Annotated in this window: 12 protein-coding genes; 11 read left to right on the plus strand and 1 reads right to left on the minus strand. The window is 65.3% G+C overall.

The features are described 5' to 3' along the window. Positions 1-34: 34 nt before the first annotated feature. The 8 genes from rpsA to cysM all read left to right on the plus strand — a co-directional run bounded on the left by rpsA (position 35) and on the right by cysM (position 7,862). Positions 35-1,759, plus strand: coding sequence for a 30S ribosomal protein S1 (gene rpsA / locus ASB57_RS01800; protein WP_156414037.1), 1,725 nt, complete (start codon positions 35-37; stop codon positions 1,757-1,759). 6 nt (positions 1,760-1,765) lie between these two features. Next, positions 1,766-2,134 (plus strand): integration host factor subunit beta, encoded by a 369-nt coding sequence (locus tag ASB57_RS01805; RefSeq protein WP_057650035.1) that lies wholly within the window; start codon positions 1,766-1,768, stop codon positions 2,132-2,134. Between the two features lie 221 nt (positions 2,135-2,355). Next, positions 2,356-2,676 (plus strand): lipopolysaccharide assembly LapA domain-containing protein, encoded by a 321-nt coding sequence (locus tag ASB57_RS01810; RefSeq protein ID WP_057650036.1) that lies wholly within the window; start codon positions 2,356-2,358, stop codon positions 2,674-2,676. 81 nt (positions 2,677-2,757) lie between these two features. Further along, complete coding sequence (gene lapB / locus ASB57_RS01815) at positions 2,758-3,981, plus strand: lipopolysaccharide assembly protein LapB (protein WP_057650038.1); 1,224 nt, start codon at positions 2,758-2,760, stop codon at positions 3,979-3,981. Further along, positions 3,978-4,916: a D-glycero-beta-D-manno-heptose-7-phosphate kinase gene (rfaE1, locus tag ASB57_RS01820; protein ID WP_057650041.1), complete on the plus strand. Its 939-nt coding sequence runs from the start codon at positions 3,978-3,980 to the stop codon at positions 4,914-4,916. The genes lapB and rfaE1 overlap by 4 nt, the downstream gene beginning before the upstream one ends. After that, the gene (rfaD, locus tag ASB57_RS01825; protein ID WP_057650043.1) at positions 4,913-5,917 is read left to right on the plus strand and encodes an ADP-glyceromanno-heptose 6-epimerase; all 1,005 of its coding nucleotides are present in this window, start codon (positions 4,913-4,915) and stop codon (positions 5,915-5,917) included. The genes rfaE1 and rfaD overlap by 4 nt, the downstream gene beginning before the upstream one ends. A gap of 170 nt (positions 5,918-6,087) precedes the next feature. After that, positions 6,088-6,684 carry a DUF655 domain-containing protein gene (locus tag ASB57_RS31265; RefSeq protein ID WP_082621309.1) on the plus strand — a complete coding sequence of 199 codons (597 nt, stop codon included), beginning with the start codon at positions 6,088-6,090 and terminating at the stop codon, positions 6,682-6,684. 263 nt (positions 6,685-6,947) lie between these two features. Beyond that, positions 6,948-7,862 carry a cysteine synthase CysM gene (cysM, locus tag ASB57_RS01835; protein WP_057650045.1) on the plus strand — a complete coding sequence of 305 codons (915 nt, stop codon included), beginning with the start codon at positions 6,948-6,950 and terminating at the stop codon, positions 7,860-7,862. Positions 7,863-8,031: 169 nt separating this feature from the next. Here cysM and mltB read toward each other — a convergent pair whose 3' ends face one another. Continuing rightward, entirely contained in the window at positions 8,032-9,234 is a 1,203-nt protein-coding gene (mltB, locus tag ASB57_RS01840; protein WP_057650047.1) for a lytic murein transglycosylase B, read from the minus strand. Positions 9,235-9,244: 10 nt separating this feature from the next. Here mltB and ASB57_RS01845 point away from each other — a divergent pair, with 10 nt between their 5' ends. The 3 genes from ASB57_RS01845 (at position 9,245) to ASB57_RS01855 (ending at position 12,079) form a co-directional block, all read left to right on the plus strand. Then, positions 9,245-10,168 (plus strand): histone deacetylase family protein, encoded by a 924-nt coding sequence (locus ASB57_RS01845; RefSeq protein ID WP_057650049.1) that lies wholly within the window; start codon positions 9,245-9,247, stop codon positions 10,166-10,168. A 229-nt stretch (positions 10,169-10,397) separates the two neighbouring features. Beyond that, positions 10,398-11,147, plus strand: a complete 750-nt coding sequence (locus ASB57_RS01850) for an electron transfer flavoprotein subunit beta/FixA family protein (RefSeq protein ID WP_057650051.1) — start codon at positions 10,398-10,400, stop codon at positions 11,145-11,147. A gap of 2 nt (positions 11,148-11,149) precedes the next feature. Next, positions 11,150-12,079, plus strand: a complete 930-nt coding sequence (locus ASB57_RS01855; protein WP_057650054.1) for an electron transfer flavoprotein subunit alpha/FixB family protein — start codon at positions 11,150-11,152, stop codon at positions 12,077-12,079. Positions 12,080-12,082 lie beyond the last annotated feature (3 nt).

Genomic DNA, 12,082 nt, shown 5'->3' on the forward strand with positions numbered 1-12,082 from the left:
CGGCGTGTTCTCAACCTGGCTCAATCCCGAGCCTATGGACCTAACCTTAATGTCTTCTCTTCCCAACACCTCCGGCGGCGAAAGCTTTGCCGACCTGTTCGCTCAAAGCCTCCAGAACCAGGACATGAAGTCCGGCGAGGTCATCAGCGCTGAAGTCGTTCGCATCGACCACAATTTCGTCGTCGTCAACGCCGGCCTGAAGTCCGAAGCGCTGATCCCCCTGGAAGAGTTCTTGAACGATCAGGGCGAGCTCGAAGTCCAACCGGGCGACTACGTCTCGGTGGCGATCGACTCGCTCGAAAACGGCTACGGCGACACCATCCTGTCGCGTGACCGTGCCAAGCGTCTGTCGGCCTGGCTGCAACTGGAACAGGCCCTGGAAAACGGCGAACTGGTTACCGGCACCATCACCGGCAAGGTGAAGGGCGGCCTGACGGTCATGACCAACGGCATCCGCGCGTTCCTGCCGGGCTCGCTGGTCGACCTGCGTCCCGTCAAGGACACCACGCCGTACGAAGGCAAGACCCTGGAATTCAAGGTCATCAAGCTCGACCGCAAGCGCAACAACGTTGTGCTGTCGCGTCGCCAGGTGCTGGAAGCCAGCATGGGCGAAGAGCGTCAAAAGCTGCTCGAAACCCTGCACGAAGGTGCTGTGGTCAAGGGCGTGGTCAAGAACATCACCGACTACGGCGCGTTCGTTGACCTGGGCGGCATCGATGGCCTGCTGCACATCACCGACATGGCCTGGCGCCGTGTGCGTCACCCCTCCGAAGTCCTGCAAGTGGGGCAGGAAGTCGAAGCCAAGGTCCTCAAGTTCGACCAGGAAAAGAGCCGCGTCTCGCTGGGCGTCAAGCAGCTGGGCGAAGATCCGTGGGTGGGCCTGGCCCGTCGTTACCCGCAAGGCACCCGCCTGTTCGGCAAGGTCACGAACCTGACCGACTACGGCGCGTTCGTCGAAGTCGAAGCCGGCATCGAAGGCCTGGTGCACGTTTCGGAAATGGACTGGACCAACAAGAACGTCGATCCGCGCAAGGTTGTCACCTTGGGCGAAGAAGTCGAAGTCATGGTCCTGGAAATCGACGAAGACCGTCGCCGTATCTCCCTGGGCATGAAGCAGTGCCGCCAGAATCCGTGGGAAGAGTTCGCCACGAACTTCAAGCGCGGTGACAAGGTTTCGGGCGCGATCAAGTCGATCACCGACTTCGGCGTGTTCGTCGGCCTGCCCGGCGGCATCGATGGCCTGGTTCACCTGTCCGACCTGTCGTGGACGGAAACCGGCGAAGAAGCCGTGCGCAACTTCAAGAAGGGCGACGAGATCGAAGCCGTGGTTCTGGGCATCGATACCGACAAGGAACGCATCTCGCTGGGCATCAAGCAGCTGGAAGGCGATCCCTTCAACAACTTCGTTGCGACCTACGACAAGGGCGCCGTGGTTCCTGGTACCGTCAAGTCGGTTGAAGCCAAGGGTGCTGTCGTGACCCTGTCGGTGGACGTCGAAGGCTACCTGCGCGCTTCGGAAATCTCGTCGGGCCGTGTGGAAGACGCGACCACCGCGCTGAACGCTGGTGACAACATCGACGCCATGATCATCAACATCGACCGCAAGACGCGTTCGATCCAGTTGTCGATCAAGGCCCGTGACAACGCCGAAACCGCCGATACCCTGCAGCGCATGTCGGATGCCAGCGCTTCGTCGGGCACCACCAACCTGGGTGCTCTGCTGAAGGCCAAGCTGGACCAACAGCGCAACGACGGTTAATGCGACGTGACCAAGTCGGAGCTGATCACCGCCTTGGCGGCCCGATATCCGCAGTTGGCCGCGCGTGACATTGTTTACGCTGTCAAAACCATGCTGGATGCGATGGCCCAGGCTTTAGCCTCGGGTCAGCGCATCGAAATCCGCGGTTTTGGTAGTTTTTCCTTGTCGCAGCGGTCGCCGCGTGTGGGCCGTAATCCGAAGTCCGGCGAACAAGTGCTGGTGCCTGGTAAACAGGTGCCGCATTTCAAGGCGGGCAAGGAATTGCGTGAACGCGTCGATCTGGACGCCGACTCATCGGCATCGGATGGCAAGTCTTCCTCGGAAGGCTCATCCGACACCTTGCCGTCGGCCCTGGATATGCACGCCATGCATTAAACAGGTGGCGTAGCTCAAAGGCTGATCCGCCCCCGTCTTGTCGTCTCATAGCAAAAGGCCCCGGAAACGGGGCCTTTTGTTTTTTGCGGGTGGCGATCCGTCGGTCGGCGCTCCGGGACCATCATCCATCCGGCGCAGCAGTGCTCCTTTCGCCCCTGATTACAACCTTGATGGCGCTTCGCTTACAATCACGGGTTCCGCTGTTTGCTGGAGCATGCGCCATGCGCTACCTGGTCTGGGCCCTGAGATTGATCGTGTTTGTCGTGGTGTTGATGTTCGCACTGAAGAACACCAATCCGGTTGCCATCCATTTCTACAACGACTACGTCATCCAAGACGTGCCGCTGATCGTGGTCATGTTGATCACCTTCGTCTTCGGCGCCATCTTCGGCCTGTTGCTGACCGTGCCGGCGTCGATGCGCCGCCGCCGTGAGGCGCAACGCCTGCGCCGCGAGCTGGATCGCATCCAGACCGCCGTCAACGGCCAGCAGGTGCCGGTACAGGTCGCGCCGGAAACCATCGCGCCGATGTCGCCGCTTTAATGGTGGCAAGCACGGCCGTCCGGCCATCCCCGCATCGCGCTCGCGCGCGTGTCATCCCTTTTTGTTGCGAGAGCGCGCATCGTGGATTTTGAACCCTGGTGGCTGATATTCGTCCCCGTCCTGTTTGCCCTCGGCTGGCTGGCGGCGCGGTTCGATATTCGCCAGATGTTGTCGGAAACCCGGGTCCTGCCGGATTCTTACTTCCGCGGCTTGAATTTCCTGCTCAATGAAGAGCCCGATCGCGCGATCGACGCCTTCATCGAAGTGGCCAAGCTCGACCCCGAAACCACCGAGCTGCACTTCGCCCTGGGCAGCCTGTTCCGGCGCCGCGGCGAGATGGAACGGGCCATCCGGGTGCATCAAAGCCTGCTGAACCGGGCCGATCTGCCCACGGCGGAGCGCGAGCACGCCCAGAACGAGCTGGCGCAGGACTTCCTCAAGGCCGGCATGCTGGATCGCGCCGAAGCCGGCTTCAAGTCGCTGGCCGACAGCCGCTACGCCCTGGATGCCTTGCGGTCCCTGATTCGCATCTACGAGTCGGAACACGACTGGCCGCGCGCCATCGAAGCGGTCAAGACCCTGCGGGGCCTGGTGGACGAGCCGGTGCCGCAGCTGGTGCATTACCACTGCGAACAGGCGCAGCACGCGCTGTCGCAGAAGCCGCCCAATGTCGATGCCGCGCAGGTGGCGCTGGACGCCGCCGATCATGCCGCGGAAGTCTCGGCCAAGGGCCATGCGGGCAGCCGCGGGGCGTCGCATGTGCGTGTCGCCATGCTGCGGGCGGCCCTGGCGCGCCTGGAAGGCAATATCAAGCTGGAGCGCATGCACCTGGAATCGGTGCTGACCGATGAGCCCGAGTTCGCCGGCCTGGTCGCCGACGCCCTGTTCGACAGCTATCGCAAATCCGGTGAATCGGCCCAGGTGCTCGACCTGCTGCAGAAGCAGTACGCCAAATATCCTTCCCTGGATCTCTTCAATATCGTGTTCCGCGAATTGCGGGCACAGCACGGATCGGAGCCCGCCTGGGCCTTCGCGCGGGGCGCGCTGCGCCTGCATCCGTCGCTGCTGGGCCTGGATCGCCTGCTGGAAGCCGAATTGGCCGCGCCGGTGGTGGAAGGCGAGGGCAGCCCGGTGTTGGGCGCCGACCTTACCCTGCTGCGCAGCGTGATCCATAAACATACCCAGCGTCTGGACCGCTATGCCTGCCGCAATTGCGGATTCCAGGCGCGTCGCTACTATTGGCAATGTCCCGGCTGCAACGCCTGGGAGACTTATTCGCCGCGCCGGCTGGAAGAACTGGAATGAGCACTTTTCCCTTGGACGACATCGCACGCTGCCGCATCCTGGTGGTCGGCGACGTCATGCTGGATCGTTACTGGTTCGGCGAAGTCGAGCGCATTTCCCCGGAAGCCCCGGTACCGGTGGTGCGCGTGGCGCGCCGCGAAGACCGCCTGGGCGGCGCCGCCAACGTGGCGCGCAATATCGTGGCCCTGGGCGCGCAGGCAACCCTGATCGGCATCGTCGGCAGCGACGAGGCCGGTGGCTGCATACACCGCCTGGCCACCGAAGCGGGCATCCAGGCGGCGCTGGTCGCCGATGCCCACCAGCCGACCACGCTGAAGATGCGCGTGCTGGGCCGCCAGCAACAGCTGCTGCGTGTCGACTTCGAGGAACAGCCTGGCCATGCCGCCCTGGACAGCATCGATGCCGAAGTGGCCAGCCATCTGGCCGGCCATGACGTGGTGGTGCTGTCGGACTACGCCAAGGGTACGCTGGCAAGGGTGGAAGGCCTGATCGCGGCCGCGCGCGCCGCCGGCGTGCCGGTGCTGGTCGATCCCAAGGGCGACAACTACACGCCGTATCGGGGTGCCACGCTGGTCACGCCCAACCGTTCGGAAATGCAGCAGGCCGTGGGCCGCTGGCAGACGGAACAGGACCTGGACGATCGCGCCCAGAAGCTGCGCGGCGAATTGCAGCTGGAAGCCTTGCTGGTGACGCGCTCCGAGCAGGGCATGACGCTGTTCACCGACGCGGGCCGCGAACATGTGGACGCGCAGGCGCATGAAGTGTTCGACGTCTCGGGCGCGGGCGATACCGTGCTGGCGACGTTGGCGGTCACCCGCGCGGTGGGCATGGGCTGGCCCGATGCCATGCGCTGGGCCAACCGCGCGGGCGGTATCGTGGTCGGCAAGCTGGGTACGTCCACCGTCACCGCACAGGAATTGGGAGAATTATCATGATCGTAGTAACTGGCGCGGCCGGCTTCATCGGCAGCAATCTGGTGCGCGGGCTGAACCGCCGCGGCATCCGCGACATCATCGCGGTGGATGATCTGACCGAGGGCGACAAGTTCGTCAATCTGGTCGACTGCCAGATCTCCGATTATCTGCACAAGGACGAGTTCCGCCGCCGCGTGCTGGCCGGCGACCTGCCCGAACTGCGCGCCGTGCTGCATCAGGGCGCCTGCTCCGACACCACCGAGCGCAACGGGCACTACATGATGGACAACAACTACCGGGTCACCCGCGAGTTGTTCGAGTACTGCCAGGTCCAGTGCGTGCCTTTCCTGTACGCCTCGTCGGCGGCCACCTACGGTTCGCCCACGGCCTACATCGAAGACCCCGCCAACGAAGCGCCCCTGAACGTCTACGGCTACTCCAAGCTGCTGTTCGACCAGGTGCTGCGCACGCGCATGCATGCGTTGACCGCGCAGGTGGTGGGCCTGCGGTATTTCAATGTCTACGGCCCGCACGAGCAGCACAAGGGCCGCATGGCCTCGGTGGCTTTCCATAATATGAACCAGTTCCTGGCGGAAGGGCATGTGCGCCTGTTCGAAGGCTGGGATGGTTATGAGAATGGCGGGCAGAGCCGGGATTTCATTTCGGTTGACGATGTGGTCGCGGTGAACCTGCACTTCCTCGACAACCCGAAGGTGTCCGGCATCTTCAATTGCGGTACCGGGCGCGCGCAGCCGTTCAACGATGTCGCCGCCGCGGTGGTGAATACCTTGCTGGCCGAACAGGGGCATGCGCCGCAGCCGCTGGAAGCCTTGGTGGCGCAGGGGCTGATCCGCTATATCCCCTTCCCGGAGGATCTGAAGGGCCGCTACCAGAGCTTCACGCAGGCCGATACGGCGCGCCTGCGCGGCGCCGGCTTCACGCAGCCCATGCGGGACGTGCAGACGGGTGTGGCGGAGTACGTGCGCTACTGGCGCGAACGGGGCCAGGGCAAGGCCGCTTAGTCGGCCGGGTGGTTGGCCGCGTAGTCTTACGCATGGATGTTTTGCTGACCTGCGGGCTTGCGCCACGCCGGGGCGGCGCAAGATGGATCGGCGGTGGGCATCGGGGCCTGCCGCGTTTTTCATCCACCCTTGCGGGCGGCGCCTTCAGGGGCGCGCCCCTGGAGACATCCATGAATCCTTTCGTACACAATCCTGTGGCTTCGGCCTATCCATTGGCGGGCGCTGCTTCGCGCACGGGTCGCGCCGTGCACACGGCAGCGCCAGCGGCCGCGGCCAGCATCGCGCTGGCCGCCGCTGCGCGGCAACCGTCGGCGGACATGGGCCGGCGGGCGCGGCGCGCTGTTCGTGCCGGTCGGCGTGACTTGCGGCATTGGGGGCGACGGCTCGGCATGCTGGCCTTGGCGGCCGGCATGTCCCTCGCGGCGGCATCAGCGGCGGCGCTGGACGTCAACAGTGCCACTGCCGAACAGTTGCAGACGCTGCGCGGCGTGGGGCCCAAGACGGCCGCCATCATCATCAAGGAACGCCAACGCGGGGGCAATTTCCAGTCGCTGGAAGACCTGTCCGACCGTGTGCGCGGCATCGGCGCGAAGAAGGCCCGGGCCTTGCAGGAGGCCGGCTTGAGCATAGGCGGCGGTGCTGCCGATGCCACGGCGGGCAAGGCCGATGCGCCCGCAGGTCCGCAAGCCGGGCCCAAGGGTGAGCCCGCCAAGCCAGGTACCGGCCCCGGCCGTCCAGGGTCCCGCCGGGGCGGCGGCCGTTCCTGAAACCCTCGGGTCTGGAGATTTTCTGCATACGCAGAGAGTAGGAGGGATGGGGGATACCCCCATCCCTCCCTTCTTGGCCTATCGGCCCATGGCGCTGACGGTTTCGAAGTCCGGCCCGGCGCCCGACGGCGGGTTGCAAGGCCCGTTGGTGTAGGGTAGCCGCGGTGGCGATAGAAGGTCCAGGATGCGCCAGCGGCGGTTTATCCCTGGCGGCGGCGCGGCCATGGGTCGCGGTGGGTGGACGGGGGCGGTATATTCCTGGCATGAACACCGCTACCTACCCCACTATCGAGCAGACCGTCGGCAATACGCCCCTGGTCCGTCTGCAACGCATTCCGGGCGCCGACAGCGACGCACGCGGTAATGTCATCCTGGCCAAGCTGGAAGGCAATAACCCGGCTGGTTCCGTCAAGGACCGGCCGGCGCTGTCCATGATCAGCCGCGCCGAAGCGCGCGGCGAAATCCGGCCCGGCGATACGTTGATCGAAGCCACCAGCGGCAATACCGGCATCGCCCTGGCCATGGTGGCCGCCATGCGCGGCTACCGCATGATCCTCATCATGCCGGACAACCTGTCGGTGGAACGCCGCGCGGCGATGGCGGCCTATGGCGCGCAACTCATCCTGACGCCGGCCGACAAGGGGGGCATGGAATACGCGCGCGACCTGGCGCTGGCCATGCAGAGCGAAGGCAAGGGCAAGGTGCTGGACCAGTTCGCCAACCCGGACAATCCGCTCGCGCACGTCGAAGGCACGGGGCCGGAGTTGTGGACGCAGACCGGTGGCCGCATCACCCATTTCGTCAGCGCCATGGGGACCACCGGGACCATCATGGGTGTGTCGACCTATCTGAAGTCGCGCAATCCCGCCATCCAGGTCGTGGGCGCGCAGCCTGCCGAGGGTTCGCAGATTCCGGGCATCCGCAAGTGGCCGGAAGCCTACCTGCCGGCCATCTTCGAGCGTGACCGCGTCGACGCTTACGAATCCATCGTGCAAGCTGATGCCGAGAACATGGCCCGCCGCCTGGCCGCGGAAGAGGGCATCTTCGGCGGCATCTCGTCGGCCGGCGCCTTGGTCGCCGCCCTGCGGGTGTCGGAGCGCGTGGAGAACGCCACCATCGTGTTCATCGTCTGTGACCGCGGCGACCGCTACCTGTCCACGGGCGTGTTCAACGGCTGACCCCCGCCGCGGGGAAAAGGTAAAGCCCCGGAGGGGCTTTACCCAGGCGGCTTCCAGGCAAGGCTTCCAATCAGCCCTTGCTCAAGAAGTCCTTGTTCCAAAGGACAAAAGGGAAAGCCCCTTGGGGCTTTCCCTTTTTTATACCTGCCGCAGCGAAGCGCGCCGCCGCTTACCTTCCTGCCACCAGGTTCATCCGCTGCCGCACGGCTTCCGCCAGATCCGCCACCGACGTGGCGTAGAAATAGCTGCGGTTGTACTGGGTCAAGGCGAAGAAATTGACCGTCGCCGTCCGATACTCCGCGGTGCCCGCGGATTCCTCGGGCAAGTCGATCACCCCCAGCGGCCCTTGCTGCCAGCTGCCGCCATAGCCCGCCTGCGCCGTTCCCGGCCGCGCCGCCGCGCCGGCCGCCTGCAATTGCGGCCAATCGCGCAGGGGCTTCAGGCCGCCGTCGACCAGGGCGGCGGGATTGGCCGGCAGGGCCACGGGCGCGAACACCGGCTGGCCGCGCTGCCAGCCATGCTCCTTCAGGAAGTTGCCGACCGACAGGATGGCGTCGTTGGGACTGTTGGCCAGGTCGATATGGCCGGTACCGTCGCCGTCGATCGCATAGCGCATGACGCTGCCCGGCATGAATTGCGGCATGCCGATGGCGCCGGCGTAAGACCCCCGCGTCTGCAGGTCCAGCTTGCCCTGCATCACCAGCGTCAAAAAGTCGCTCAGCTGATCGCGGAACATCTGCGCGCGGTCAGGCTTGGAGGGATCGGGGTAGTCGAAGGCCAGGGTCGACAGCGAGTCGAGCACGCGGAAACTGCCCATATTGCGGCCGTAGCGCGTTTCCACGCCGATGATGGCGACGATGACCGACGCCGGCACGCCGAAACGCTGGGCCGCACGGTCCAGTGAGTCCTGGTTTTCCTGCCAGAACGTCGCGCCCCAGCCTATGGTCTTGGGTTCGACCACGCGCGACCGGTAGGTGATCCAGCTGCGCGAGATCTTCTTGCCGGGCGCCGGCGCGATCAGGCGCGCCACGGTTTCGCTGTAACGGGCGCCGGACAGGGCGCTGACCAGCGCGTCGACGGGCAGGGTGCGGTCCGCCGCCAATTGGCGGGCGTAAGCCTGCACCTCGGGCCGCAGTTGGCCGGAGGCGCCCAGCACGGCCGATGGTTCGTCACCCGGATCGCTGTTCATGCTGGCCAGGGCGCCCTGGGCGGGCGGTGGGCCGATGCGTATGCGGGCCACCTCGCCGTCGGCGGCGGCCGGGGGTTGAGCCCCCGCCGCAAGGGCCGGACCGGCTTGCGGCGGGGTACTGGCGCAACCCGCCAAGGCGGACGTCGCCAAAGCGATTTGCAGGAATCGTCGACTGGTGAACATAATCTTCCCTATGGAGACCCTGTATCTTACTCACCCCTCATGCCGCTTGCATGAAATGGGGGATTGGCACCCGGAGAGCCCGCAGCGGCTCGGCGCCATCAACGACCAGCTGCTGGCCAGCGGGATCATGTCCTATCTGGAGCAGGTGGAAGCCACGCCGGCGTCCACCGAGGCCATCCTGCGCGCGCATACCGCCGGGCACCTGGAAAGGCTGCGCCGCCATGCGCCGGCGTCGGGGTATTACACAGTGGATCCGGACACCCTGATGAACCCGCACACGCTGGATGCCGCGCTGCATGCCGCGGGCGCCGGCATCCAGGCCGTCGACGCGGTGCTGGCGGGCCGGGCGCAGACGGCGTTCTGCGCCGTGCGGCCGCCGGGTCACCATGCCTGCCGCGACCGGGCCATGGGGTTCTGCTTTCTCAACAACATCGCCATCGCGGCCTTGCATGCGCTGGAGCATCACGGCCTGAGCCGGGTGGCCATCATCGACTTCGACGTGCATCACGGCAACGGCACCGAAGACATCCTGGCCGGCGACGATCGGGTGCTGATGTGCAGCTTCTTCCAGCATCCGCTGTTTCCGAACTGCGGCACCGACCATCCTGCCGCGAACATGTTGAACGAACCGGTGCCCGCCTATACCGATGGCACGGTGGTGCGGCAACTGGTGAGCGACCACTGGCTGCCGCGCCTGGATGCCTTCCGGCCCGAGCTGATCCTGGTGTCGGCGGGCTTCGACGCCCATCGCGAGGACGAGCTGGGCCAGATGGGGCTGGTGGAGGCGGATTACGCCTGGATCACGGAGCGGCTGGTGGAAGTGGCGGAGCGCCATGCGGGCAACCGTATCGTCAGCCTGCTGGAGGGCGGCTATGACCTGTCCGCGCTGGGGCGCAGCGTGGTCGCGCATATCCGCGCGCTGGGCGGGTTATGACACCGAAAAACGTATGCGCGGCCCGTCGCGCGGACGTGTCCCCTGTTAACACCCCCTTCAAAAATCGCGAAGTTCTTCCTAGTCCGCAGTGTGGTCAAGTGCCCGCCTGGCGGCCGCGATGGGCGTCAACAGGCTGTAGAATCGGATAGGTTTGCGGATCCTCGCGGTCTGCCGCTATCAAATATTTGTTACGCCAATATAAGGCAATCACCCCTCTGGAGGCTGCTGGATGAAGGTCCTGGTACCTGTAAAACGCGTCGTCGACTACAACGTCAAAGTGCGCGTCAAATCGGATCAAACCGGTGTGGACATCGCCAACGTGAAGATGTCGATGAACCCGTTCGACGAAATCGCGGTGGAAGAAGCCACGCGCCTGAAGGAGAAGGGCACGGCCACGGAAGTGATCGCCGTGTCCGCTGGCGTGCAGCAAAGCCAGGAAACCTTGCGCACCGCCATGGCCATCGGCGCCGATCGCGGCATCCTCATCCAGACCGACGCTGAATTGCAGCCGCTGGCCGTGGCCAAGCTGCTCAAGGCCGTGGTCGACAAGGAACAGCCGCAGCTGGTGATCCTGGGCAAGCAGGCCATCGATGACGATGCCAACCAGACCGGCCAGATGCTGGCCGCGCTGCTGGACTGGCCCCAGGCCACCTACGCCAGCAAGGTCGAAGTCGAAGGCGACAAGGTCAAGGTCACGCGCGAAGTCGACGGCGGCCTGGAAACGCTGACCCTGAAGCTGCCGGCCATCGTCACCACCGACCTGCGCCTGAACGAGCCGCGTTACGTCACGCTGCCCAACATCATGAAGGCCAAGAAGAAGCAGCTGGATACCGTCACGCCGCAAGACCTGGGTGTCGATCCCGCGCCGCGCCTGAAGACCCTCAAGGTCTCGGAGCCGCCCGCGCGCAAGGCCGGTATCAAGGTGCCCGACGTGGCCACGCTGGTGGACAAACTGAAGAACGAAGCGAAGGTGGTCTGAAGATGACGACTCTGGTTATTGCCGAACACGACAACGCCCAGCTGAAGGGCGCCACCCTGAACACCATCGCCGCCGCCGCCAAGATCGGTGGCGACGTGCACGTGCTGGTGGCCGGCAGCAATGCCAAGGCCGTGGCCGACCAGGCCGCGCAAGCCGCCGGCGTGGCCAAGGTGCTGCTGGCCGATGCGCCGCAGCTGGCCGACGGCCTGGCCGAAAACCTGGCGGCCCAGGTGCTGGCCATCGCCAAGGACTACAGCCACATCCTGTTCCCGGCTACCGCGTCGGGCAAGAACGTGGCCCCGCGCGTGGCCGCCAAGCTGGACGTGGCGCAGATCTCCGATATCACCGCGGTGGAATCGGCCGACACCTTCCAGCGTCCCATCTACGCGGGCAACGCCATTGCCACGGTGCAGTCGGGCGATGCGGTGAAGGTCATCACGGTGCGCACCACGGGCTTTGACGGCGTGGCCGCGCAAGGTGGTTCTGCGGCGGTGGAAAACCTGACGGCCGTGGCCGACAGCGGCCTGTCGTCTTTCGTGGGCCGTGAAGTCGCCAAGAGCGATCGTCCGGAACTGGCCGGCGCGCGCGTGGTGGTGTCGGGTGGCCGTGGCATGGGCAGCGCTGAAAACTTCCACATCCTGGAGCCGCTGGCCGACAAGCTGGGCGCCGCCCTGGGCGCTTCGCGCGCCGCTGTGGATGCCGGCTATGCACCGAATGACTGGCAGGTTGGCCAGACCGGCAAGATCGTCGCGCCGCAGCTGTACGTGGCCATCGGGATTTCGGGCGCCATCCAGCATTTGGCGGGCATGAAGGACTCCAAGGTCATCGTCGCCATCAACAAGGACGCCGAGGCGCCGATCTTCGGCGTGGCGGATTACGGCCTGGTCGGCGATCTGTTCGAACTGGTTCCGCAACTGGCCGGCGCGCTCTAAATC

The organism is Bordetella sp. N (assembly GCF_001433395.1).
Lineage (GTDB): Bacteria > Pseudomonadota > Gammaproteobacteria > Burkholderiales > Burkholderiaceae_B > Bordetella_C.